We start from the raw sequence: 22161 nt of genomic DNA, 5'->3' as shown, positions 1-22161 counted from the left end.
GACCGGGGATGGACTTCGGCAGCGTGGGTAGGCGCGGGTTTCTCGGGACGGCGGCGGCAGGGCTGGTCACAGCGGCGGCCTCCCCACGGGCGGCGACGGCGGTCGGGCTGCCGGGCGGGCCCGGTGCGCCGGCCGGCGACGGGGGGCGGTTCCTCATCTGCACCCGGATGACCGGGGGTTCGGTCACCGGCAGCCGGGCCGGCGGTGACCTGATCGCCGAGGTGCAGGGGGTGCTGTGGCGGGTGCCCCGGGACGGGGGGACGGCCGTACAGGTGACCGGCTGGGAGCTGGAGGCGACGCGACCCGCGCTGTCCCCCGACGGGAGGGCGCTGGCCGTGTGCGGCTATCGCGGCGGAGGCTTCCATCTGTGGTCGCTGCGGCCGGACGGCGGCGGGCTGCGGCAGTTGACGGACGGGCCCTGGGACGACCGCGGGGTCGCGTGGTCGCCGGACGGCGCCCGGCTGGCCTTCTCCTCCGAGCGCGGCGGTGACGCCACGGCCGGTGCGTCCTACGGGCTCTGGGTGCTGGACGTGGCCGGCGGCCGGCTACGGCGGCTGACCGGCGGGGACCACGAGGACTTCGATCCGGCCTGGTCGGCGGACGGGCGGTCGCTGGTGTGCGTGCGCGCCGCCCACACGGCGGGTGGCGGCAACGACGGCGGGCTGTCGCTCGTCCGCGTGCCGGTCACGGGCGGCCCGGCCGAGGTACTGCGGACCGTGAGCGGGGGGCGGCTGCTGTGCCCGTCCGTCTCCCCTGCCGGCCGGATCGCGTATGTGCAGCTGACCGGCGCGGCCAGCCCCGGGGCGCCGGCCGAGGCGGCGCGGCTGATGGTCGACGGGGAGGTCGTCTCGGCGGACGAGGATCTGGCGGCCGCTCCGCCGTGCTGGCTGAGCGAGGACGAGTTGCTGTACGTCGGCGACGGCCGGATCCGCATCCGCTCCCTCTCCGGATCCGCCGTCCGGGAGGTGCCCTTCACGGCCCGGATGCCGGTGCCCGGTCCGCCCGCGAGGCGTCGACGGGCGCCGCTCGCAACCGAGTTGCCGACACCGGTGCGCGGTCTGCACCGGCCGGTCCTGTCCCCGGACGGCCGCAGCGTGGCCTTCGTGGCGCTGAACGCGCTGTGGCTGATGCCGGTCGGCGGCACGCCGCGCCGGCTGCTCCAGGCGGCCGACGTCCACCTGGTGCAGATGCCGGCGTGGGCACCGGACGGGCGCAGCCTGCTGTACTGCACGGACCGGGACGGGCTGGTGGCCGTACGCCGTCATCACCTCGGCAGCGGCGCCGACGAGCCGGTGGCCGGGGGTGGCCGGCTGTATCCCGCGCTGTCACCGGACGGCTCCCGTCTGGCCTGCCAGGACGTGACCGGAAACGTGCTGCTGCGCACGCCGGCCACAGGCGCCGAGCAGGTGCTGGCCCGGCCGCTGGCAACCGACGGGCCGCCCGGCGCGCCCACCTGGTCGCCGGACGGCCGGTACGTGGCGTTCTGCGACCGCAACCGGCTCAACCAGCGGTTCCGCGAGGGATACAACCTCATCCGCGTCCTCGACACCCGCACCGGCGGCGAACGCCGCCATCTGCCCGCCGAGCACCAGTCGCTGTCCGACCGGGTCGCCTCCGGGCCCGTGTGGTCGCCCGACGGCCGGTGGATGGCGCTGGTCGCCGAGTCGGCGCTGTGGCTGCTGCCCGTGACGGCCGACGGCACGCCGGCCGGTCCGGCCCGCCGGCTCACCGACGAGCCGGCCGACCACCCCAGCTGGTCCACGGACTCCGGCACCCTCCTCTACCTGTCCGCGGGCCGGCTGCGCCGGCTCTCCCTCGCCACCGCACGGGCCCACACGCTCCCGCTCCGACTGACCACCGGGCGCGGTACGAGCGGCTCCCCCGAACCGCTGCGCATCCACGCCGGACTGCTGTGGGACGGCACCGGCGCACCGCCACGGCACGACGTCGACATCCTCGTCACCGGCAAGCGGATCACCGCCGTCGAGCCGCACCGTCCCCGCCGCCCCGGACACCGCACCCTCGACGCGTCCGGCCGGACCGTCATCCCCGGCCTCGTCGACAGCCACACCCATCCCTACGCGGCCACCTACGGCGCCCGGCAGAGCCTGACCACGCTCGCGTACGGCATCACGACCACGTTCTGCCTCGGCGGTCCGCTGTACGACGCGGTACGGCTGCGCGAGGCGGCCGGCTCCGGCGCCCTGCTCGGCCCGCGGCAACTCGCCTGTGCCGAACTGATCGACGGGGCCCGCACCGCGTACAGCATGGGCCGCGCCCACCGCACCCGGGACGGTGTGCGGCGCACGCTCCGCCGGGCCGCCGCCCTGGACGTCGACTTCGTGAAGACGTACGTGCGTGCCCCGGGCGAGGTGATGGCCGAGGCCGCCGAGGCGGCCCGCGCGCTGGGTGTGCCCAGTGGCAGCCATCTGTGCTCGCCCGGCCGGGCGGCGGGGCAGGACCTGACCACCCATCTCCAGGCCACCCAGCGCCTGGAGTACGGGCATGCCACCACCCCGCTCGGCCGCATCGGCCAGGATCTGGTGGAGCAGTACGCCGACGGATCCTTCGCCCTGATCATCACGCCGTTCGGCGCGCAGACCCTGCTGGCCGCCGACCCCGGGCTCGCCGAGGATCCGCGCGTGACACACCTCATGCCGCCGTGGGACGTCGCGGTCGTCCGCGCACACGCCCGTACCGCACCCACGGACGCCCAACAGCACGCCCTCGCCACCGAGATGGCGGACTACCGGCGGCTGGCGTCGCGGGGCGCCCGTATCGCCCTCGGCACCGACGCGCCCCTGGTCCCGGTCGGTCTCAGCCTGCATCTGGGCCTGCGTGCCCTGCGCGCGTACGGCTTCACGGCCGCCGAGGCCCTGCACACCGCGACCGTGGAGCCGGCCCGTCTCCTCGGCCTCGACGCCGACCTCGGGACGGTGGAGGAGGGCAGGATCGCCGACCTGGCGATCGTCGACGGAGACCCGTTCTCCGACTTCGACTCCCTGGTCCGCATCCCGGTTGTCGTACGCGAGGGAATGCCTTGTGCGCAGGGCGACTTGACGTCGGCTCACCGGTCGGCCGTGGCGCACGAGCCTCCCGGGAACATGTCCTGGCTGGAGGTGGCCGAACGGCTCCGGCGGGGGTCGTGTTGCCATCCCGGCGCGGAGGGGTGAGGCATGGGCGGTGACTCAGGGGCGGATGTGCAGACTCTCCTTCAGGCGCGGCGGCCGGCGGCCGGTCCAGGTGTCAGGCGTCCTCGTCGTCGGCGGTGGTGCGGTCGGCCAGTCGTTCGTATCGCTGTCTGGCGGCCTGCGGGGTGCCGAGTCCGAGGCCGAAGGCTATCTCGGGCCAGGTCATGCCCCGGCCGCGGGCCATCCGGAGGAGCGAGGCCTCCAGTTCGTCCAGCTCCGCTCGCACCAGCGGCACGAGGCTCAACGCGGCCGTGATGTCGGCCCGGTCCACCTCCGGCTCGCCCTCGTCGAGCAGTGCCGCCCCGCTCAGCAGGAACGTCACGAGCCGGACGGCCTCGTGCGGCGCGAGGACCGACGGGTGGGTCTGCCGACGCCGTTGCCCGTCCGTCGCCGCATGCCGCTCGGCGATGCGGAAGAGGCAGGCGTGGACCCGCTGGGCCCGCGCCTGCTCCAGCCGCGGAGGGTTGAAGGGGTCGGTGTGATCGGCGGTCGATGACATGCGACAAGGGTTGCGTTCAACACGACATGACGTCAACTGCTTATTATGAACGGTCCGTTCACACGGCCGGGGGCTGAACTCAGGACGTCGGCGCGGTGATCTCCCGCTTGAGGATCTTGCCGCTCGGGCCCATCGGCAGCGCGTCCGTCAGCCAGACCCGGCGCGGGTACTTGTAGGCGGCGACCCGGTCCCGGACGAACCGCTGCAACTCCTCGGTGTCCGCCTGGGCTCCCGGGCGCAGGACGACCGCGGCGACCACCTCCTCGCCGAGCCGCTCGTCGGGCACCCCGAGGACCGCGGCGAGGGCGACGGCGGGATGCTCGTGCAGCACCTCCTCGATCTCGCGCGGGTAGACGTTGTAGCCGCCGCGGATGATCAGGTCCTTCTTCCGGTCGACGATGTACAGATAGCCGTCCTCGTCCTGGCGGGCCAGGTCGCCGGTGCGCAGCCAGCCGTCGGGGATGGCGGCGGCCGTCTCCTCGGGGCGGTGCCAGTACTCCTTCATCACGTTGGGCCCGCGCACGGCCAGTTCACCGACCTCCCCCGGTGCGACGTCCCGGCCCGAGTCGTCGAGCAGCCGGACCTCGACGTCGCGGACGGGGGTGCCGATGGATCCGGGCTTGCGCGGACGGTCGGGGTGGTTGAAGGAGACGACGGGGCTGGTCTCGGACATGCCGAAGCCCTCCAGCACCATGCAGCCGTAGCGCCGCTCGAACCCGTGCAGGATCTCCACCGGCAGGGAGGCGCCGCCCGAGACACACATGCGCAGGCTGGACACGTCGGCCGCGTCGGCGCCCGGGTGCTGGAGCAGCGCCGCGTACATGGTGGGGACGCCCTCGAAGACGGTCGCCCGGTCGCGGGCGATGGCGTCGAGCACGGTCTGCGGCTCGAAGCGGGGGACGAGGGTGAGGGACGCGCCACTGCGAACGGCGACGTTCATGGTGCAGGTCTGCCCGAAGATGTGGAACAGCGGCAGGCAGCCGACGATCACGTCGTCGGAGGTCAGCCGCTGCACCTCGGTGACGTTGACCTCGGTGTTGTGGCGCAGCCCGGCGTGGGTGAGCGCGGCGCCCTTGGGACGGCCCGTGGTGCCCGAGGTGTAGAGCAGCACGGCGATGTCGTCGCCGGCGGCGGCCGTCACCTGGTACTCGGGCTCCAGGCACGCCAGTTCGGCGGCGAAGGCGGCCGGTTCGACCGTCAGGTGCCGCACGCCGGCGGCGGCCGCGCCCGCGGCACCCTCGCCGGGCGCCTGGTGCCACTCGAAGAGCAGTACGGCGCCGGAGTCCCGCAGGTGGTACTCGGTCTCGCGCTCCTTCAGCAGCGGGTTCATCGGCACCACGATGCCGCCGGCGCGCAGGACGGCGTAGTACAGGACGACGAACTCGGGCACGTTCGGGAGCATCAGCGCGACCCGGTCGCCAGTGCGCAGGCCCTCGCCGCGCAGCAGTGCGGCGGCCTGGGCGCTGAACCGGTCGAGCTCGGCGTAGCTGGTGGTCGCCGTGCCGAGCCGCAGCGCCGGGCGCTCGGGCAGCCGTCGCGCCGTGTCCACCAGGAATTCCGCCAGATTGGCCATGATGCCTCCTCGCACGCATGCTCCCGCCGCGCTCACGGGTCCCACCGCGAGCGCTCCCGGCATGGTCGCGTGCACGGTCAGGGGCGTCCATGGTGACGCCCACAGTTCGCCCGTGCCGGAGTTGTTCCCGGGACCAAAATGAGCCTCGTACGCTGCGGGTATGAGTGTGTCGAATGTGGGGGCGGCGCTGCGCGGGCGCCTTCCGGAGCTGGGTGAGCGGATGGTCGAGCGCATTCGTGCGGAGGTCGAGTCATACGCGGACGACTCGCTGATCCCCTTCGCGTCGCTCAGGGAGTCCTGCGAGGGCAACGCGGATCAGCTCCTCGGACGCTTCGCCTACGGCGCGGAACCCGATGTCGGAGCCGCTCAGCAGACCGGACGGCTGCGCGCCGAGCAGGGCGTGCCGCTGGCGGACACACTGCACGCCTACCGGGTCGGTTTCGAGCTGCTGTGGTCGGAGATGGTCGACGAGGCACGCAGGCATCCGGAGGTCACGGACGCGGAGCTGGTGGCGGGGTCCTCGGAGATCTGGGCGCTGTTCGGCCGGTACGCGGAGGCCGTGGCCGCCGCCTACCGCGAGGCCAGCGCCGAGCTGGCGCTGCAGCGGGAGGCCCGCCGGTCGGCCCTGGCCGAGGCGTTGTTCACGGGCGCCCTCGCGGATCGTACGACGCCGTGGGAGGCGGCCCGGCAGCTCGGTCTGCCGGAGCGCGGGCCATACGCGGTGGTGGCCGCGTCGGTGCCCGATCCCGGACAGGAGCCGCTGCCCGGGATCGAGGCGGCCCTGCGCCGCTCCGGCGTGCCCTCGGTGTGGCGGCTGCTGCCGGACCAGCAGATCGGGCTGGTCTCGCTCGGGCACCGGGACGCGGAGACGGTGAGCCTGCGCGCACTGCGCCGCCGGCGCGCCCGGGTCGGCGTCAGCCCACGGTTCGACTCGCTGCGGGACACGCCGCAGGCGCTGCGGTTCGCCCGGCTGGCCCTGGCCGGACTGCCCGGCGAGGGTCCTGGGGTCACCCGGTTCGACGACAGCCCGCTGGCGATGCTGGTGGCCGCCGCCCCGGCCGAGGCGAGCCGGCTGGTCGAGGTGTCCCTGGGCCCGCTCCTCGAACTGCCGGAGGCGGAGCGGGCGCGGCTGCTGCAGACCCTCGGTCACTGGTTCGCCTCGGGCGGAGTGGCCGCCGGGGCCGCCGAACGGCTCTTCGTCCACCCCAACACCGTGCGCTACCGGCTGCGCCGCATCGAGGAGCTGATTGGGCGTCCGCTCACCGACCCGATGGCCCTCGCCGACCTGGGGGCCGCGTTGTACGCGCTGCGGCTGCTGCCTTCCTGATGCCGGATCCGACCGGTGGGGTGGGGCGCCGGGGCCGACTAGCGCGTCAGCGGCAGCCGGTACACCGAGACATGGGAACGCGAGTCGGCGGTGAACTCGCTGCCGGACCAGTCGGCATGCCTGGACTCCCGCTCGAATCCGGCCAGTTGGGCCATGAGGTCGAGCTCGGACGGCCAGATGTATCGGTGCGGGCTGCGGTACAGCCGGGCCTCCTCGGTCTCGTCGAAGCGGAAGTGGTGCGACACGACACGCTGGTTGAGGACGTCGTAGGTGTCCAGCCCGACATAGCCGGCGTCGGCGCGCCACACGGTGGCCTCCTTGCCCGGGGGAAGCGTGCGCAGCTCCGGCACCCACAGTTCGATCACGAACCGGCCGCCGGGCGCCAGATGACGGGCGGCGTTGCGGAAGCACTCGACCTGCTCGGCCTGTGTGAGCAGATTGGAGATCGTGTTGTAGACGAGGTAGACGAGGCTGTACGTCCCCGGGGCGAGGGTCGTCGCCATGTCACCCATGACCACGGGGATCGTGGCTTCATCGGCCTTGGTCCGCAGTTGCTCCACCATCGGCCCGGACAGCTCGATGCCGGTGACGGGAACCCCTCGCTCGGCCAGCGGGACGGCGACCCGGCCGGTCCCGATCGCGAACTCCAGTGCCGCTCCGCCGTCCGCGAGCTCGGCGAGGCGTTCCACCGTGGGGGTCAGAACCTCGGGAGCGAACATGCCGGTGCCGGGCGTGTCATAGCGCCGGGCGACAGCTGCGTCCCAGATCTTCTCCTGCTCCATTGCACCAACGCTGACCTTCCGCAAAGGAGTTGTCCAACGAATTACGCACGGCCTCGATGGTGGAATCCCTCCGTGGACTCCCGGGCAGCAACAGGATCATGGGCATCGACGTCATCCGCTCAGCCTGCCGGCATGCCAGGAAACCGACCCAGCGGTTTGCTATGAACTGCCATCACGGGCGCCACGGGGCCCAGCACACGGACCGACTCAGCTGTTGACGCCCGCCAGAGTCGCCGCCGGCCGCTGCCGGACCTCCGCGATCACCCTGGCCCCCCGGTCCGGCGCGGTGTCGAGGCGGACGAGGACGGCCGGGGCGGCGATGGCGGGGAGCAGATGGTTGAAGAGGGCCGACATACGGTGGTCGAGGTCGGCCCAGTGCGCGACGGCCTGCGACACGAACTGCACCCCGATCCACGCGCCGAGGAAGACCTGGGCGGTCTCGTCGGGCACCACGTGCGGGAGTACCTCACCGCGCTCCTTGGCCTCCGTCAGGAGCGAGCCGGCCAGCTCGGCCCAGGCCGGCCATGCGCTGCCGAATACATCGCGGCCCTGCAGGTCGGCCGAGAGCCGGACGCCCGCGAGCAGCATCGGCTCCCGCGGCAGCCGCTCCGCAAGGGTCATGCCCGCGTCCACCCACTCCTGCAACTTCAGTTCCCGGGGGACGTGGTACTCCGTGCTCATCTGCTCCTGCAGCACACCCTGGGCGAGTGCGGCCTTGGAGTCGAAGTGGAAGTACAGGGCGCCCTTGGTCACGCCGGCCCTGGTGAGGATCTCGGCGATGGTGGCCGCCGCGTAGCCGCGCTCGGCGAACACCGCGGCGGCGGCTTCCAGAACAGCACGCCGGGTCCGGACAGCTCGCTCCTGCTGAGCCATGGACCCTCCTCAAGCTGAAAATTAAACCAAACAGCTCGTACCTTACCGCAGCACATGTCAACAGAAAGGTGCTCTTGGGCAGTTGTCGACCCTCATTCTTTTGAACGCGTTCAAATCTAGGGCTACGCTGGGGGTACCGAACCGAGGGGGCTCGATGAAGGTAGTTCTGCCTGGGGGAACCGGACAGATCGGCACGATTCTCGATCGTGCGCTGACGGCGGCCGGTCATGAGGTCATTGTGGTGACCCGGCGTCCGACGGGTGAGCGGCAGGTCGGCTGGGACGGGACCACGCTGGGCCGCTGGGCCGAGGTGGTCGACGGCAGCGACGTCGTCATCAACCTGGCCGGACGCAGCGTCTCCTGCCGCTACACCGTCGAGAACCTGCGGGCCATGATGGATTCGCGGGTGACCTCGGCGCGCGTGGTGGGGCGGGCGATCGCCGCCGCCGCGCAACCGCCGCGGGTGTGGCTGCAGATGAGTACGGCGACGATCTACGCCCATCGCTTCGACGCGCCGAACGACGAGGCGACCGGCGTGATCGGCGGCTCGGAGACCGGAGTTCCGGACTACTGGGCCTACAGCGTCGACATCGCCAGGAACTGGGAACGCGCCCAGGCCGAGGCACCGACACCGGCGACGCGGAAGGTGGCACTGCGCTCGGCGATGGTGATGAGCCCGGACCGGGGCGGGGTCTTCGACGTGCTGCTCGGGCTGGCCCGGCTGGGACTGGGCGGGCCGGTCGCCGGCGGGGCGCAGTACGTCTCCTGGATCCACGACACGGACTTCGTACGGGCGGTGAAGTTCCTGATCGACCGGGACGACATCGAGGGCCCGGTCAACCTGGCCTCCCCCGGCCCGCTCCCGCAGCGGGAGTTCATGCGGACGCTGCGTACGGCCCGGGGCGTCCCCGTGGGGCTGCCGGCGGCCCGGTGGATGGCCGAGCTGGGGGCCTACGCGCTGCGTTCGGACACGGAGTTGCTGCTCAAGAGCCGCCGGGTGGTCCCGGGCCGGCTGGCGGCGGCCGGGTTCGACTTCGCGTATCCCGAGTGGCAGCCGGCCGCCGCGGATCTGGTGGGCCGCGCCAGGTCGACGCGGTCCGGGGCGGGCCGGCTTCGTCGCTTTACTTGAAACACAAGCAACCGCTGTATCGTGCGGCATGATTCAAATCTGAAGCCCGAGCCTCTCGGGAGGACGCCATGCGCGTCGCGATCACCGGATCCACCGAACTCATCGGCTCCGCCCTCACCCGCTCCCTCCTCGCCGACGGCCACCAGGTGGTCCGCTGGTCCGCGACCGGTCCACCCGCCGCCCCTGCCGACGGCAGCGAGTGCGCGCACTGGGATCCGGTCGCGGGCCGGGTCGAGCCCGGCGCGCGGCGCTCGGCGAGTTCGCCGGGAGCATCACATGCAGCGCACGCGTCGTACCGGCCGCCCTGCACAAGGCGGGTTTCGCCTTCTCTCATCCGACGATCGACGCGGCGCTCGACTCGGTACTGCGACCGACCGCTTGAGGAATCCGTCGGCGGGACGAAGGAGCTGAGCGCGGGGCCGGATTCCTCCGTGGCGCGAGTGCGCGAACGTACGGCGCGCGGGAGCATGGTCGTCCGGGGCACCGGACGACGGGGCTCGGCGGAGGACGGGTGACGAGGAGGATGTCGTGTGCCGACTGTTCGGGCTCATCAGTTCCCCGCTGCGCACACATGCCACGTTCTGGCTGCTGGACGCGCCCGACAGTCTCAGCGTGCAGAGCCGCCGTGAGCCCGACGGCACCGGGCTCGGGTACTTCGAGGCGGACGGCACGCCGGAGGTGCACAAGGCGGCGATCGCCGCGTACGAGGACCGCGCCTTCGCCCGGGAGGCCCGGGAGGTCGAGTCGGCCACCTTCCTCGCGCACATCCGCTACGCCTCGACCGGCGGGCTGGACGTGCGCAACACACACCCCTTCGAGCAGGACGGGCGGCTGTTCGCGCACAACGGTGTGATCGAGGGTCTGGAGGAGCTCGACCGCCATCTCGGCGAGGACCGCTCACTGGTGCACGGCGACACCGACTCCGAGCGCTTCTTCGCCCTGGTCACGCGGGAGACGGCGGCGCACGGCGGGAACGTGTCCGCCGGTCTCGCGTCCGCGGCCCGCTGGGTCGCCGGGAACCTGCCCCTGTACGCGCTCAACATCATTCTTGTCACCGCGCAGGAGCTCTGGGCCCTGCGCTATCCCGCCACCCACGAGTTGTACGTCCTGCGGCGCCCGGCAGGCGGTCACCACGGCTCGCGGCATCTCGACCACTCCGGCCGGCACGGTCATCTGCGGGTGCGCTCCGCGCATCTCGGTGATCGTCCGGCGGTCGTCGTGGCCAGCGAGCCCATGGACGAGAGCCCGCACTGGCAGCTCATGGCGCCCGGCGAGTTGCTCCACATCGGCCCCGATCTCCGGGTGACGTCTCATGTCGCCGTGTCCGACGCACCGGCCCACCCGCTCACCCTGTCCGACCTGCGCCCCGAAGCGGCCGCCTCGCAACGACCTGCGTAGTCGGGCCCTGAGATCCACCGGCGGCCGTCGGTGACCCGGCTCACGGGAGCGAAACTTGCGCAACCGCTAAACTTTGCTGCGTGGAGACTACCGAGGTGACGGGTTGGGAGACCGCCGTGCTCGACGGCGGGCCGGCGGACGGGCTGCGGATGAAGGTCTCCGACCGGCCGCGTGTGATCCAGGTGACGTACCCCTGCCAGGTCGAGGCCGCACCGCCCGGCGGCGTACGTGCCGAGGCGGTGTATCTGTACCGACGCGACTACACCGTCACCAGCGAGCCCCTGCGATACGGCTTCGACATCGCCAGCCCCTGACGCACACGGTGCACGCGGCTCAGTCGGTCGGCCCGCTCTCGACCGTGAGAGCGCTGGACGGCCCGGCGGCGTCGTCCTCCTTCATGGCCTTGGCCTTGCTCTTGACGTGCGGTCTTGCGCAACAGTACGACCGGGTCACCGGCTCGGTCGCCGTCCGGTCAGGAGTCTGAGTCGGGCTTGCCGCGTGCCGCGGCGTAGGCCTGGGCCGGTGTCATGGGGACGCCGTTGAGGTTGACCGTCTTGTAGGGGCTGACCTTGGCGCAGGTCCTGGCCTGGTCGGCGGTGGAGGCGTGGGCGCCTCCGACGGCGGCCTTGGTGTCGGCCGGCGCCGGTGCGGACTTGCCGCCCGGGAAGGTGGTGCCGCTGGGCCAGTCGCTGCCGATGACCAGGGTCAGGCCACTGCCGGTGCCCTGCTTCAGGTGCGAGGAGGACAGGCCGAGCGCCTTGGCGACCGTCTCGGCCTCCGCCTTCTGACCGGTGCCGTAGGTCAGCGTGCTGGTCGTCACCGGGCTCGGTGCGTTGGCCGTGGTCGTGCCGGAGCTGAAGCCCTGGTCGGTCAGGGCCGTCGCGACGGCCGAGGCGCGGCCGGTGACCGTGGTGCCGTTCTCGACCGTGACGGCTATCTGCGAGGCGGGCACGGCCGAGGCGGTGGCCTTCGCGGTCGCCGAGGCCGCCGCGGCCTTCTGGCCGGAGCCGGTGGTCAGCGACTGGTCGTTGGCGATCGTGGAGAACAGCGTCTTGGCACCGGCGCCCACGAGCACCCGGTCCTTGTTGTTCGGGTCGGGGGCCGTCTGCATCGTCGTGAACGTCATCCGCTTGGTCGGCACCTTGTTGACGTCCGACGCGAGCGAGATCAGCTTCTTCACGCTGCCCAGGCCGTCGTCCACGGTCAGCGCCTTGGTGGCGGCGTCCGCGAGGCCGTAGACCGCGGTGGGGTCGGTGAGCGTGCCCGCGCTCTTGAACTTGCGGATCATCGCGCTGAGGAAGATGTGCTGCGAGATCGTACGGCCGAGATCGCTGCCGTCACCGAAGCCGTGCCGGGAACGGACGAACTCCAGCGCCGCCTCGCCCTTGAGGGTGTGGGTGCCCTGGGACAGCTTCAGATGGGAGTAGGTGTCGTACACGTCGTCGCTGACGCAGACGGAGACACCCCCGATCGCGTCGGACATCTTCACGACGCCGGAGAAGTCGAGCTTGACGAAGTGGTCGATCGGGATGCCGGTGAGCTGGTGGACCGTGGCGACCTGACAGGCGGGGCCGTACTGCAGGGCGCTGTTGATCTGGCCGTAGTATCCGGACGTGGACTGGCCCGTCTCACCGTCCTTGCAGGCCGGTACCTGGACCATGGTGTCGCGCGGGATGCTCATCACCGTCGCGTTGGACCGGTCCGCGGAGATGTGCAGCACCATCTCCACATCCGCGTTGCTGCCGCTCTGCACCCCGGTCTTCGAGCAGCCGCCGCCGAGTTTGCAGTCGGCCGCACTGGTCCGGCCGTCCGAGCCCATCACCAGGATGTTGATCGGGGTGCGGCCGAAGGCGTCGGCCTTCTCGGCACCGCCCTTGCCGTCGAGCGCGACGCTGTGGATGTTGCCGTTCAGGTGCTCGTAGAACCACCAGCCCGCACCCGCGGTGACCACGATGACCGCCGACATGCCTATGCCGAGGATCTTCAGCGCCTTCGTGCCGCGGCGCACCGGACGGCCTCGGCGCCCCCGACCGCCGCCGCGCCCACGGGCAGCCGCCCGCGCCGCGGCCCGGCCGCCCGGCGGAGGCGACCCGTCGGGCTCGGCTGCTCGCTGTCCGGGCACCCGCGCGCCATGGCTACGCGTGGCCTGCCCGGTGGGCCCGTCCCACGGGTCGCTCATCTCCCACTCCCATGAACGGTCGGGCCCGTCGGACCGGGCCGTGGGGTGTACGGCCCGCCCGGGCGGCGATGTACGGGCGGGCGAAGCGCGCCGCTCCGCCCTTGCTTGCGTGGTTGCGCAATCTAACAAACTTGCTGCCCGAACTGCACAGATACACACGCGATTCACAGGTGAGGCATCTCATGAATCGCCGTGCGGAGCGAGCCCGGTACGGGAGCGGGAGTCTACGCGCCTCACATAAGAACGACATATAGACCTTGGACGAGAGAGCGCCACAGGGCAGGGGCCGGTCCTGGGACCGGCGGGTTGGCGCGGTGCTCTCAGCCGCCGATCCTGCGCAGGCCGTAGGCCGGGGTGGCGGTGTGCGTCGAGCGCGCGGTCAGCTGCCCCACCATCACCCGGACCAAGGTCACGACGTCGGGATCGTCGATGTAGTAGACCTGCCGCCGACCCTCACGGCGGGCGCGGACGAGTCCGGCGAGCTTGAGCTTCGCCAGGTGCTGGCTGACCGCCGGAAGCGCTCCGCCCACCCGGTCGGCGAGATGCGTGACATCGCTCTCCCCCTGTGACAGGGCCCACATCAGATGCAGCCTGGCGGAGGAGGCGAGCAGGCCGAACGCCGCGGCGGCTTCGGCCAGCACCTCGGCGGGCGGGTCTTCGAAGCCAGCGGCGCTCTCCGTCACAGCCCTCTCCCGTCCCCGCCCTCGTCACAGCCGACGCACATGCGCGCACCCAGTGTAGGGGTCGGTTCCGGAGGTCAGTCCTCGTAGAAGTTGTTGACCACGACCTCCGGCTCGTCGTCGTCGAACGCCTCGTTGAGCAGCGCGCCGCCGATGAGCCCTGCCGCACCGGCACCGATGAGCGCACCCGCGCCGAAGCGCCGGCCGCCGCCCTGGTGATGGTCGTGGTCCGCGTACGGCTCGCCGTACGTCTGCTGGGGGTAACCCTGCTGTGGGTAACCCTGTTGCGGATAGCCCTGCGGCACAGGCTGCGGATAGCCCTGCTGCGGCGGGGTGTAGAACGGCGGCACGGTGGTCTGCACGCGCTGCGCACAGGCGCCGCAGACCTGGACGGGCCGGGGCACGCCCCACTGCGGCGACCAGGTCACGGTCGTCGTGCCGGGGCCGTGGTTGGGGTCGAAGAAGCAGGTCACGCTGGAACTCCCGGTGGTGTGCGGTGATGTGGGGAATGCCGGGGCCGACGAGGCGGCGACCGGCGGCTTCGATGGGGCGGGCGGCACATGCGTGCCGGCGTGCGTCCGCGGTGCGGCGACCGGGTCCGAGACCGGGCTCGGGGACGTCTCCCTGAGCACGGAGACGCCGTAGTCGGTGGCGATGCCGGCGAGCCCCGAGGCGTAACCCTGCCCGACCGCGCGGAACTTCCACTCCGCGCCGTGCCGGTACAGCTCGCCGAAGACGAGTGCGGTCTCGGTCGACAGACCGCCGGACGCGAGGTCGTAGCGGGCCAGTTCGGTGCCGGTTTCCCGGTCGAGGACGCGGATGTGCGCGCGGTGCACCTGCCCGAAGGCCTGGCCGCGGCTCGCGCCCTCGTACAGCGACACCGTGAAGACGATCTTCTCGATCTCGTCCGGGACCCTGGTCAGATCGACCTGGATCCGCTGGTCGTCGCCGTCGACCGGGCTGCCGCCGACCAGATGGCGGACCGAACCGTCGGGACTGCTCAGGTTGTTGAAGAAGACGAAGTGCTGGTCGGACGGCACCTTGCCCGACGGGGCGCACAGCAGCGCGCCCGCGTCCGGTTCGTACCCGGTGTTCGCCTGCCAGCCCAGCCCGACCGTCACAGCAGTCAGACCGGGGGCCTGCTTGCTCAGCGACACATTGCCGCCCTTGGTCAGGGTCACACTCATCCACGCCCTCCGCAGCCGCTCGCACTTCCGGCATCCATCATGATCGACGTCCGGGGACCACTCCGAGTTCCACGATTGCGCAATGTCTTAATCATGTAGCAGAACCTCGACGGGTCATCACCAGAGCCTCGCCGGAGGCCAACGCCCCTTGTCCGGCCCCCTCGACCGGCCCCTAGCCTTGCGCAAGCAGGAAAACAAGTGTCGGTCTCCGGCGCACTCGGCGCGGATCCCGACCCGACGGGAGGAACAACTCCATGGGCATCATCGGCTGGATCATCCTGGGCCTGTTCGCCGGAGCCATCGCGAAGATCCTGCTGCCCGGCCGCGACCCGGGCGGCCTGATCGGCACCACCCTCATCGGCGTCGCGGGATCCTTCATCGGCGGCTGGCTCTCCGCCCGCTTCCTCGACCGGCCGGTGGAGAAGCACTTCTTCGACCTCTACACCTGGGGCGCGGCGATCGCCGGCTCCCTGGTGCTGCTCATCGGTTACCGCATCCTGTTCGGCAACTCACGGGACTGATCCAGGAGGGAGACGGCGGGCGGCGGAGCCTGATCGGCGCCGTCGGCGCAGGGCGCAGGGAGCGCTGAGACACGGGTGCTCGCGGCGCTGTACGAGGCCTGGGTGGATGGGACAGGGGTTCTCCTGTGGGAGGTACGAGCATTGAAGTGGGTGGGGCGGCCCGGGACAAGACCGCGGCGGGCTAGTCGGGCTCCTGGTCGTCCCGGTGTGCCGCGGCCGTGGCCAGGGCCTGCTGGGTCGCCGGGTCGGCCGGCAGGAACGCCTCCGGTTTGAGCTCGGCGAGGGTGATGTCGACGGCGGTGGCGAAGGTCGTCACGGTCGTCATCAGCCGCAGTTCGCCGTACGAGGAGCGCAGGTGCAGCGGGACCGCGAAGCCGAGGTGATCGCCTGACGGCTCCAGCTCGGGGATGTATTCGCCGAGTTCGTCCCGCAGGTCGGGCAGGTGACCGAGGCAGGCCAGGATGTGCCGGGCCCACTCGGCGAGGTTGCCGACGGCCGTGGTCGCCCACGGGACGACCGCCGGCGCCACCGTGCTGCTGGTGCTCCTCGTCGTCCTGCACAAGGCCTGACCCGACGTACCGCAGCGGTCGTGGGCGGGAGCCCGGGTCACTAGGAGGCGTCGGGGGGCGCGGGCCGGGCCCGGGTCGACCGCGGAGGGCTCGCGGGCCTGGTGGGACGGCGGTTTCCGTGGTGTGCTGGTACTGGCGGGAAGGACCGAGAACAGACGCGGAGAAGCGGCCGGCAGCCGTGCACCGCGCAATCCGGATCCGCGAGAAGCGGGTGGCCCTTCCCGCCCTGCCGTCCCATCGCGTCGCACCGGTCGTCCGGCGACTGCGCGCGGACGCCTCCTGGAGTCGTGGTCCGGATCCGGCTCCCTCCACCCGAGCCGGGCAGCGACTCCCGGTACTCCGGGCGCGGGGCCCGGTGCCGAGTGGTCAGCCTCGGCCGCCGCTGAGGTTCCCCCACCGGGGACCGATCTGCTTCCACTCCTCGTCCCACTCGGCCATGCGCCGCTTGATCAGCCGGCTGCGGACCACCCAGCCGGCGCCCCAGACCGCCGCGCCGGCCGACGGGGCGACGAGGACACCGGTGAGGGCCGCCTGCAGATCGGCGGCGGCGCCGGTGACCGGCGCGGAGACCACATGGCCCGCGCGGTTGGTCCACACGGTCACCTGGGATCCGGTGGGGGCGCCAGGCGCGACCTTGGCCCGGTCGGTGTGCACGGTGCCCTGGGCGTCCGTCCAGCGCACGGTGGCCCACACCCGCCCGTCGTCGTAGCCGGTCCCGTAGGCCGGGGTCCGCGCCGCGCCGTCGGTGAGCACGGCGGACACCGAGTGCACCTGGGCCTCGCGGGCGGAGAACGCCGCGCCGGCGCTCTGGACCGCCACGAGACCGGCGGCGGCTCCGCCGAGGACGGCGATCACCCAGGTCGCGAGGACTATCCAGGCCTCGACGACGTCACTGTGCCGCCGGAGCGGATTGCGCCGCCAGCGCCACAGCCGTGCCTCCGTGACCGTCGTGGGAGGTGTCCGGTCCATCGTCACCGCCTCCTCTCGCGCACCGGCGGCCTTGCCGCACCCACACCGCGTGCCCCTCGCCGGGCGGATCGGGCCGGGCGGGCGGCAAGCGGGCTCGGGGCGGTCTCCCGGACCCGGCCGTCGAGTGTCACCACACCATCGTGCACCTCAAAGCCGGATGGCGGCGGGGCGAGCGCGCAAGCGCCTCCCGACGACTTCGCGCCACCCCCTGCCGACCGGCGGAATCGGGACATCCGGCCCTGTCGCCGTGGGCCGAAGGACACTGGGTGGACGCCGTGGGCCGCGGGACAGTGGGGAGCAGGAGCGGCACCGATCCCCCGCGGTGCCGCTTCGCCCCCGGGATCGCCGCCGCGCGGCGGGGGCCGGCGAGAGACGGGGAGAGTCATGCACCCGCGAAGAAGACTGGAATGATCCGTAACCGCGAGCCGGCGCACCGGCGCATCGACCTCGAACCGGCGGAGGCGCTGCGGCTGCTGGACAGTGTGTCCCTGGGGCGGATCGTCTTCACGCGGCAGGCACTGCCCACCGTCCGTCCGGTCAATCACGTCCTCGACGGCGGCGACATCGTGATCCGCACCCAAGAAGGCACCGCCCTGACCGCGCACACGCAGCAGGGCCGCGGCGAGGGTGTGGTGGTCGCCTACGAGGCCGACTCGATCGACCCGGACACGCATCTGGGCTGGAGCGTGGTGGTCACGGGCTACGCCCGGCTCGTCACGGATCCCGCGGACCTGGCCCGGGTCCGGACCCTGGTCACCCCCTGGACGCCGGAGGAGGGCATGGACCACGCCGTGCGCATCCGTCCCTCCCTGGTGACGGGCGTCCTCCTCACCGACACGCCGGCCAGGTCCGCGAAGGGCTCCGCGCGGCCGGCGCCTCGGACTCCCGGTCGGTCGGGTACGACGGCTAGGACGGCGTGAGCGGCAGATCGTCGGTGTAGGCGTTCACCGGCTGGGCCATGGGGCGGGTGTCCCTGGCGTCGAGGGCCGCCTGCGCGGTCCTGGTCCCGAGGGTGCCGTGGGGGTGCCAGGTGCCGGTCACCGCGAGCCAGGTGTTCGCGGGCGGGGCCTCGGTGCCGTACACGCGGATCTTGACGGTCTGGGAGTCCGCCGCGCAGCACGTGAAGACGATACGGGTCAGGTACCACCCGTCGCCGTCCTCGGCCGGGGTGACGAAGCCTGTGAGCTGAACGAGCCGGCTCCTGACGGCCCGGCTGAGGTCCTGTTGGACGCGCTTGGTGAAGTCGGTGAGGGTCAGGCGCAGCGGTGAGGTGGCGGGCAGTGGAGCGAATCCTCTCTGCACCGCGACCGGCTTGGAGTTCGAGCGTGCAGCGGTGTACGCGCCCAGGGCGGGCGGTGCGTAGCAGAGCAAACTGATCGCCGGGAGGAACAGCAGCCATGCGATGCGCGGGGCGCCGGAGCGGTCGTGACCGGGTGCGTGGTCCTCGTGGGCGGTGTGCTCCTGTCCGCCCCGTGCGGCCGCCGCGGCCAGGCCGAGCAGCAGCAGGACCACGCCGGAGGCGATGAGCGGCGGCCGCAGACCGGACTTGACGTAGCGCAGATAGGTGTCGGTGAACAGGGCCGTGTGCAGCAGGCCGAGGCCGGTCAGGGTCAGGAGCAGGGTCTGGGCCGGGCGTCTCACAGCAGCGCGCCTCCGATCAGGACGCTCGCGGCGACCGCCACGAGGGTGGTGGCCGTGGAGAACCGCCAGGCGAAGGCCCGCCCGAAGGTGCCCGCCTGAAGGGCGATCAGCTTCAGGTCGACCATCGGGCCGACCACCATGAACGCGAGCCGGGCGGCCGGGGAGAACCCGGTGAGCGAGGCGGCGACGAAGGCGTCTGCCTCCGAACAGACCGCCAGCAGCACGGCGAGCCCGGCCAGGAAGAGCACCGAGAGCCAGGGTGAGCCGGAGAAGGCGTCCAGGACGGAGCGCGGCACCGCGACGTTGAAGGTGGCGGCGGCCATGGCGCCGAGGACGAGGAAGCCGCCGGCGTGCAGGAAGTCCTGCTGGAAGCCGAGCCGGAACTCGCGCAGGCGGCTGTGGCCCGGCCGGTGCCCGGAGTGCCGGTGCCGCAGGACCGGCCGCAGCCACTTCTCCTTGCCCAGCCAGAGCCAGAGCCAGCCCATCACGGCCGCCGTGGCGAGGGACGCGAGCAGCCGGGCGGCGACCATCGCGGGGTTGCCCGGGAAGGCGACGGCGGTGGCGGTCAGCACGACGGGGTTGATGGCGGGCGCGGAGAGCAGGAAGGCGAAGGCGGCGGCCGGGGTGACACCGCGCCGGATCAGGCTGTGGGCGACGGGGACGGAGGCGCACTCGCACCCGGGCAGCACCGCGCCCGCGGCACCGGCGACGGGCACGGCGAGGGCGGGACGCTTCGGCAGGACCTTGGTGAACAGGTCGGCCGGCACGAAGGCGCTGATCGCGCCGGACAGGACGGTGCCGAGGAGCAGGAAGGGCAGGGCCTGGACGGTGATGGCGAGGCACACGGTGCGCCAGCCTGGACGGCCGGCTGGTTCACCCACCGGGTGCCGGCGAGGACGAGCAGGGCGACGGCACCGAGCGCGATCACGAGGGCGGCACCGAGCGGCCACGGCCGGATGCGGTGTACGGAACGGCGAACCGACGGGGACGGCCGTCACGCCGTCGACGACACCAACCAGTTCATCCGCCTTTTCCATGATCACTCCGGATGTCGGTGTCTGGCCGCCGACAGGCGAGGCCCCGGCTCCCACCCCGTGTCGACCCGCGCCCGGACGGCGGATGCGTCCCATCGGCGGCGTCGGTGGCTCTTCTCACAATTCGCCGCGAACAGACCCGAAGGTGACCGCCGCCACGCCGCCCGGCACGCGATTTGTCTACGTTCGACGCCATGCCGTCTTACCCATTCCTCACCTTCGCACGCACGCGGGCCGGCGCCCTGCTGGCCTCGGCCGCGGCCCTTGCCTCCGTCGGCGTGCTGCACCCGGCACCGGCGGCGGCCGCTTCCGCCCCCGCGCGGGCCGCCTCCCCGCACGCCACGGCGGCCGTGCTCGACCTGGACGCCGCCGGCCGCACCCCCGTGGTGCACGGGGAGGACACCGCGTACGACACCGCCAGCATCGTCAAGGTCGACATCCTCGCGGCGCTGCTGCTCCGGGCACAGGACGCGGGACGACAGCTCACCGCCGCCGAGCGCGGCCACGCCGAGCCGATGATCGAGCGCAGCGACAACACGGCGGCCAACGCGCTCTGGCGCGAGATCGGCCAGGCCTCCGGGCTGGCGGCGGCGAACAAGCGACTGGGACTGACCTCGACGACGGGCGGGCCGGGCGTCAAGTGGGGCCTGACCCGGACGACCGCGAGCGACCAGATGCGGCTGTTGCGGGCCGTGTTCGACGGGGACGCAACGGGGAAGTCCGGCTCCACCGGGAAGTCGGCCCTGAACGCGCAGTCCCGGACCTACGTCCGCAGCCTCATGGGCAAGGTCATCCCGGAGCAGGCCTGGGGAGTCTCGGCCGCCGGCGGCTCCGGCAGCGCGCGGGCGCTGAAGAACGGCTGGCTGCAGCGCAACACCACGGGCCTGTGGGACGTCAACAGCGTCGGGCAGGTCACCGTGAACGGACACCGCTGCCTCGTCGCGGTCCTGTCGAACGGCAGCGCCTCGATGAGCGACGGCATCTCCCTGGTCGAGCGGACGGCGCGCGCCGCCGTCGCCTAGCGCCTCAGCGGTCCTCCGGGCGCCGGGGCCGGACGACGGCGGTGACCGTGAACGCGGCGAGCGCGGCCAGGCAGAGCCAGGCGAAGGTGTCGCCGATGCGGTCGTAGACCGTGGTGACGCCGTGCACGGGGACGTAGGCCACCATGGTCTGCCGGTCGGTCGCGAAGTAGTCCGAGGTGGCGAGGACATGCCCCTCGGCGTCGTAGGCGGCCGAGAACCCTTCCGCGTCCTGGCGGATCAGGCTGTACCCGTTCTCCACGGCGCGCAGGCCCGCCTTGTCGGTGTGCGCGGCGCCGTACTGCTTCCAGTCGTGCGAGGGGACGAGCATGATGTCGGCCCGGGTGCGCATCAGGGCCGGGAAGTCGGCGTCGTAGCAGATGACGCCCGCGAGCCGGCCGTACGGTGTGCGGACGACGGGGACATGGCCGTCGCCGGGCGTGAAGCGCTCGGAACCGGGAATGGGATGGGCCTTCTGATAGGTCCAGAGCAGCTTGCCGCGGGGGTCGATGAGCAGGGCCTCGTCCCGTCCGTATGCGGGCGGGGTCGCGCTGTAGACGCGGACCCCGATCTCCAGGTAGACGCCTGAGCTGCGGGCCTGCCGCTGAGCGGCGGCGATGGCGGCGGCCTCGTCCGGCCCCCGGGTCCGCACCGCGTTCTCCGGCCAGATCACGATCTTCGCGCCGGCGGCGGCCTCACGGCGGGTGGCCGCGAGCAGGTCGTCCTCGACCGCGGTCATCGCGGGCCGCACCGCGGCGGCGGGGGCGGCGGCTACGTCTCCGGGCCCGTTGCCGAACCGGGCGAGCGCGGCCTTGAGCGGGTCGGTGACGCCACGAGCGGGGGTGACGCCGGCGATCCGCACGGTCGCGCCCTGCGGCGGGAAGAAGGCAAGCCGGGCACCGCCGGCGAGCAGCACAGCGAGCAGGACGGCAATGCACGCGAGCCCGCTGCGCCAAGAGGCCTGCTCCCAGAGGCGGTTGACGGTGCTCGCCACGTAGGCGACCAGGAAGCCGATGCCCCACGGGCCGGTCACCGAGGCGACCTGGAGGAGCGGGAGGTCTCCGTGCTGGGTGACGGCGAGGGAGCCGAACGCCGTGCCGAACGGGGACACCTGGGTGATCAGGAACTCCCCGGCGGCCACACCGGCCGGGAAGACGAGGGACGCGGCCGCCGGGTGCAGGCGGATCTGCAGCAGCCGGTCGGCGACGAACGGCAGTGTCTGCAGGGCTGCCAGGGCGAGGGCCCCCGCGAGCACCACGGGGTTGAAGCCGATCGCCGACTCCTGGATCCAGAAGACGGCCGCCGCGAGGTGCGCCGCCCAGATCCACAGCGCTCCGGGCCACGCACGGGTGAGGCGGGTGAACCGCAGCAGCAGGACGGGGAAGATCCAGGCGGCGGCCGCGATGTCCCACCGGCCGCCGACCGCGAAGAGCAGCGCGGCGGTGCCGAGCGGCAGCAGCGGCCAGGCGTGCTTGCGGGAGGGGGTTCGCCGCGGGGACTGGTCCGTCATCGGCTGGGGCGGGGGCTGTACGGCTGTTTTCGACATGACGTGGACGCTAGGGCGGGCCGGCCCGGCGACGCCTCGGGCCC

General features: G+C 72.4%; 19 protein-coding genes and 2 pseudogenes. 9 read left to right on the top strand and 12 right to left on the bottom strand.

The annotated features are described in order from the left end of the window. The first annotated feature begins 8 nt into the window (after positions 1 to 8). Positions 9 to 3173, top strand: coding sequence for an amidohydrolase family protein (locus ACZ5NH_RS00790; protein WP_468772154.1), 3165 nt, complete (start codon positions 9 to 11; stop codon positions 3171 to 3173). 73 nt (positions 3174 to 3246) lie between these two features. Here ACZ5NH_RS00790 and ACZ5NH_RS00785 read toward each other — a convergent pair whose 3' ends face one another. Together ACZ5NH_RS00785 and ACZ5NH_RS00780 are read right to left on the bottom strand one after the other, a co-directional pair. Next, the gene (locus ACZ5NH_RS00785; RefSeq protein WP_468772152.1) at positions 3247 to 3690 is read right to left on the bottom strand and encodes a DNA-binding protein; all 444 of its coding nucleotides are present in this window, start codon (positions 3688 to 3690) and stop codon (positions 3247 to 3249) included. Positions 3691 to 3769: 79 nt separating this feature from the next. Continuing rightward, positions 3770 to 5263 (bottom strand): long-chain-fatty-acid--CoA ligase, encoded by a 1494-nt coding sequence (locus ACZ5NH_RS00780; RefSeq protein ID WP_468772151.1) that lies wholly within the window; start codon positions 5261 to 5263, stop codon positions 3770 to 3772. Positions 5264 to 5423: 160 nt separating this feature from the next. Here ACZ5NH_RS00780 and ACZ5NH_RS00775 point away from each other — a divergent pair, with 160 nt between their 5' ends. Continuing rightward, positions 5424 to 6590 (top strand): PucR family transcriptional regulator, encoded by a 1167-nt coding sequence (locus tag ACZ5NH_RS00775; RefSeq protein WP_468772149.1) that lies wholly within the window; start codon positions 5424 to 5426, stop codon positions 6588 to 6590. Between the two features lie 38 nt (positions 6591 to 6628). Here the strand turns inward: ACZ5NH_RS00775 and ACZ5NH_RS00770 are convergent, their stop codons facing one another. Both ACZ5NH_RS00770 and ACZ5NH_RS00765 read right to left on the bottom strand, forming a co-directional pair. Then, on the bottom strand, positions 6629 to 7372 hold the full coding sequence (locus tag ACZ5NH_RS00770) for a class I SAM-dependent methyltransferase (RefSeq protein WP_468772148.1): 744 nt from the start codon (positions 7370 to 7372) through the stop codon (positions 6629 to 6631). Positions 7373 to 7579: 207 nt separating this feature from the next. Beyond that, positions 7580 to 8245: a ScbR family autoregulator-binding transcription factor gene (locus ACZ5NH_RS00765; protein WP_388629658.1), complete on the bottom strand. Its 666-nt coding sequence runs from the start codon at positions 8243 to 8245 to the stop codon at positions 7580 to 7582. 154 nt (positions 8246 to 8399) lie between these two features. Here ACZ5NH_RS00765 and ACZ5NH_RS00760 point away from each other — a divergent pair, with 154 nt between their 5' ends. The 4 genes from ACZ5NH_RS00760 (at position 8400) to ACZ5NH_RS00745 (ending at position 11086) form a co-directional block, all read left to right on the top strand. Beyond that, entirely contained in the window at positions 8400 to 9374 is a 975-nt protein-coding gene (locus ACZ5NH_RS00760) for a TIGR01777 family oxidoreductase (RefSeq protein ID WP_468772147.1), read from the top strand. A 199-nt stretch (positions 9375 to 9573) separates the two neighbouring features. Next, positions 9574 to 9756 carry a DUF1731 domain-containing protein gene (locus tag ACZ5NH_RS00755; protein WP_468772146.1) on the top strand — a complete coding sequence of 61 codons (183 nt, stop codon included), beginning with the start codon at positions 9574 to 9576 and terminating at the stop codon, positions 9754 to 9756. A 146-nt stretch (positions 9757 to 9902) separates the two neighbouring features. Next, positions 9903 to 10772, top strand: coding sequence for a class II glutamine amidotransferase (locus ACZ5NH_RS00750; protein ID WP_468772144.1), 870 nt, complete (start codon positions 9903 to 9905; stop codon positions 10770 to 10772). 80 nt (positions 10773 to 10852) lie between these two features. Then, positions 10853 to 11086, top strand: a complete 234-nt coding sequence (locus tag ACZ5NH_RS00745) for a hypothetical protein (RefSeq protein WP_451004570.1) — start codon at positions 10853 to 10855, stop codon at positions 11084 to 11086. Positions 11087 to 11244: 158 nt separating this feature from the next. Here the strand turns inward: ACZ5NH_RS00745 and ACZ5NH_RS00740 are convergent, their stop codons facing one another. The 3 genes and pseudogenes from ACZ5NH_RS00740 to ACZ5NH_RS00730 all read right to left on the bottom strand — a co-directional run. Next, positions 11245 to 12951, bottom strand: coding sequence for an LCP family protein (locus tag ACZ5NH_RS00740; RefSeq protein WP_468772142.1), 1707 nt, complete (start codon positions 12949 to 12951; stop codon positions 11245 to 11247). Between the two features lie 320 nt (positions 12952 to 13271). Beyond that, entirely contained in the window at positions 13272 to 13634 is a 363-nt protein-coding gene (locus ACZ5NH_RS00735; protein ID WP_468772140.1) for an ArsR/SmtB family transcription factor, read from the bottom strand. A gap of 626 nt (positions 13635 to 14260) precedes the next feature. Beyond that, positions 14261 to 14818, bottom strand: a pseudogene (locus tag ACZ5NH_RS00730) (TerD family protein); the annotation flags it as partial. Between the two features lie 254 nt (positions 14819 to 15072). Between ACZ5NH_RS00730 and ACZ5NH_RS00725 the strand changes: the two are divergent. After that, on the top strand, positions 15073 to 15339 hold the full coding sequence (locus tag ACZ5NH_RS00725) for a GlsB/YeaQ/YmgE family stress response membrane protein (RefSeq protein WP_388629641.1): 267 nt from the start codon (positions 15073 to 15075) through the stop codon (positions 15337 to 15339). Between the two features lie 181 nt (positions 15340 to 15520). Here ACZ5NH_RS00725 and ACZ5NH_RS00720 read toward each other — a convergent pair whose 3' ends face one another. Beyond that, positions 15521 to 15868 (bottom strand): hypothetical protein, encoded by a 348-nt coding sequence (locus tag ACZ5NH_RS00720; protein ID WP_468772139.1) that lies wholly within the window; start codon positions 15866 to 15868, stop codon positions 15521 to 15523. A 406-nt stretch (positions 15869 to 16274) separates the two neighbouring features. Then, positions 16275 to 16877 (bottom strand): Rv1733c family protein, encoded by a 603-nt coding sequence (locus ACZ5NH_RS00715; RefSeq protein WP_468772138.1) that lies wholly within the window; start codon positions 16875 to 16877, stop codon positions 16275 to 16277. A gap of 407 nt (positions 16878 to 17284) precedes the next feature. Between ACZ5NH_RS00715 and ACZ5NH_RS00710 the strand changes: the two genes are divergently transcribed. Then, entirely contained in the window at positions 17285 to 17797 is a 513-nt protein-coding gene (locus ACZ5NH_RS00710; RefSeq protein WP_468772137.1) for a pyridoxamine 5'-phosphate oxidase family protein, read from the top strand. On the opposite strand, the gene ACZ5NH_RS00705 is transcribed toward ACZ5NH_RS00710, so the two are convergent. Both ACZ5NH_RS00705 and ACZ5NH_RS00700 read right to left on the bottom strand, forming a co-directional pair. Then, the gene (locus tag ACZ5NH_RS00705) at positions 17784 to 18518 is read right to left on the bottom strand and encodes a TIGR03943 family putative permease subunit (RefSeq protein ID WP_468772135.1); all 735 of its coding nucleotides are present in this window, start codon (positions 18516 to 18518) and stop codon (positions 17784 to 17786) included. The two genes, ACZ5NH_RS00710 and ACZ5NH_RS00705, sit on opposite strands and share 14 nt — an antisense overlap. After that, positions 18515 to 19476 (bottom strand): annotated as a pseudogene (locus ACZ5NH_RS00700) (permease). Before ACZ5NH_RS00700 ends, ACZ5NH_RS00705 begins: the two are co-directional and overlap by 4 nt. Positions 19477 to 19746: 270 nt before the next feature. On the opposite strand from ACZ5NH_RS00700, the gene ACZ5NH_RS00695 reads away from it, so the two are divergent. Beyond that, entirely contained in the window at positions 19747 to 20574 is an 828-nt protein-coding gene (locus tag ACZ5NH_RS00695; RefSeq protein ID WP_468772133.1) for a serine hydrolase, read from the top strand. Between the two features lie 4 nt (positions 20575 to 20578). Here ACZ5NH_RS00695 and ACZ5NH_RS00690 read toward each other — a convergent pair whose 3' ends face one another. After that, positions 20579 to 22117 carry a nitrilase-related carbon-nitrogen hydrolase gene (locus ACZ5NH_RS00690; RefSeq protein ID WP_468772132.1) on the bottom strand — a complete coding sequence of 513 codons (1539 nt, stop codon included), beginning with the start codon at positions 22115 to 22117 and terminating at the stop codon, positions 20579 to 20581. Positions 22118 to 22161: the final 44 nt, after the last annotated feature.

Source organism: Streptomyces sp. NPDC031426, from assembly GCF_055581585.1.
The sequence above is the reverse complement of the archived record's forward strand: the minus strand, read 5'-3'. Positions and strand labels throughout refer to the sequence as shown.

Excerpts from the sequence above, each read along its gene's own strand:
- ACZ5NH_RS00790 (WP_468772154.1), top strand. The coding sequence starts at position 9 with ATGGACTTCGGCAGCGTGGGTAGGCGCGGGTTTCTCGGGACGGCGGCG.
- ACZ5NH_RS00725 (WP_388629641.1), top strand. The coding sequence starts at position 15,073 with ATGGGCATCATCGGCTGGATCATCCTGGGCCTGTTCGCCGGAGCCATC.
- ACZ5NH_RS00710 (WP_468772137.1), top strand. The coding sequence starts at position 17,285 with ATGATCCGTAACCGCGAGCCGGCGCACCGGCGCATCGACCTCGAACCG.
- ACZ5NH_RS00695 (WP_468772133.1), top strand. The coding sequence starts at position 19,747 with ATGCCGTCTTACCCATTCCTCACCTTCGCACGCACGCGGGCCGGCGCC.
- ACZ5NH_RS00765 (WP_388629658.1), bottom strand. The coding sequence starts at position 8,245 with ATGGCTCAGCAGGAGCGAGCTGTCCGGACCCGGCGTGCTGTTCTGGAA.
- ACZ5NH_RS00785 (WP_468772152.1), bottom strand. The coding sequence starts at position 3,690 with ATGTCATCGACCGCCGATCACACCGACCCCTTCAACCCTCCGCGGCTG.
- ACZ5NH_RS00760 (WP_468772147.1), top strand. The coding sequence starts at position 8,400 with ATGAAGGTAGTTCTGCCTGGGGGAACCGGACAGATCGGCACGATTCTC.
- ACZ5NH_RS00775 (WP_468772149.1), top strand. The coding sequence starts at position 5,424 with ATGAGTGTGTCGAATGTGGGGGCGGCGCTGCGCGGGCGCCTTCCGGAG.
- ACZ5NH_RS00690 (WP_468772132.1), bottom strand. The coding sequence starts at position 22,117 with ATGTCGAAAACAGCCGTACAGCCCCCGCCCCAGCCGATGACGGACCAG.
- ACZ5NH_RS00780 (WP_468772151.1), bottom strand. The coding sequence starts at position 5,263 with ATGGCCAATCTGGCGGAATTCCTGGTGGACACGGCGCGACGGCTGCCC.
- ACZ5NH_RS00770 (WP_468772148.1), bottom strand. The coding sequence starts at position 7,372 with ATGGAGCAGGAGAAGATCTGGGACGCAGCTGTCGCCCGGCGCTATGAC.
- ACZ5NH_RS00740 (WP_468772142.1), bottom strand. The coding sequence starts at position 12,951 with ATGAGCGACCCGTGGGACGGGCCCACCGGGCAGGCCACGCGTAGCCAT.
- ACZ5NH_RS00715 (WP_468772138.1), bottom strand. The coding sequence starts at position 16,877 with ATGGACCGGACACCTCCCACGACGGTCACGGAGGCACGGCTGTGGCGC.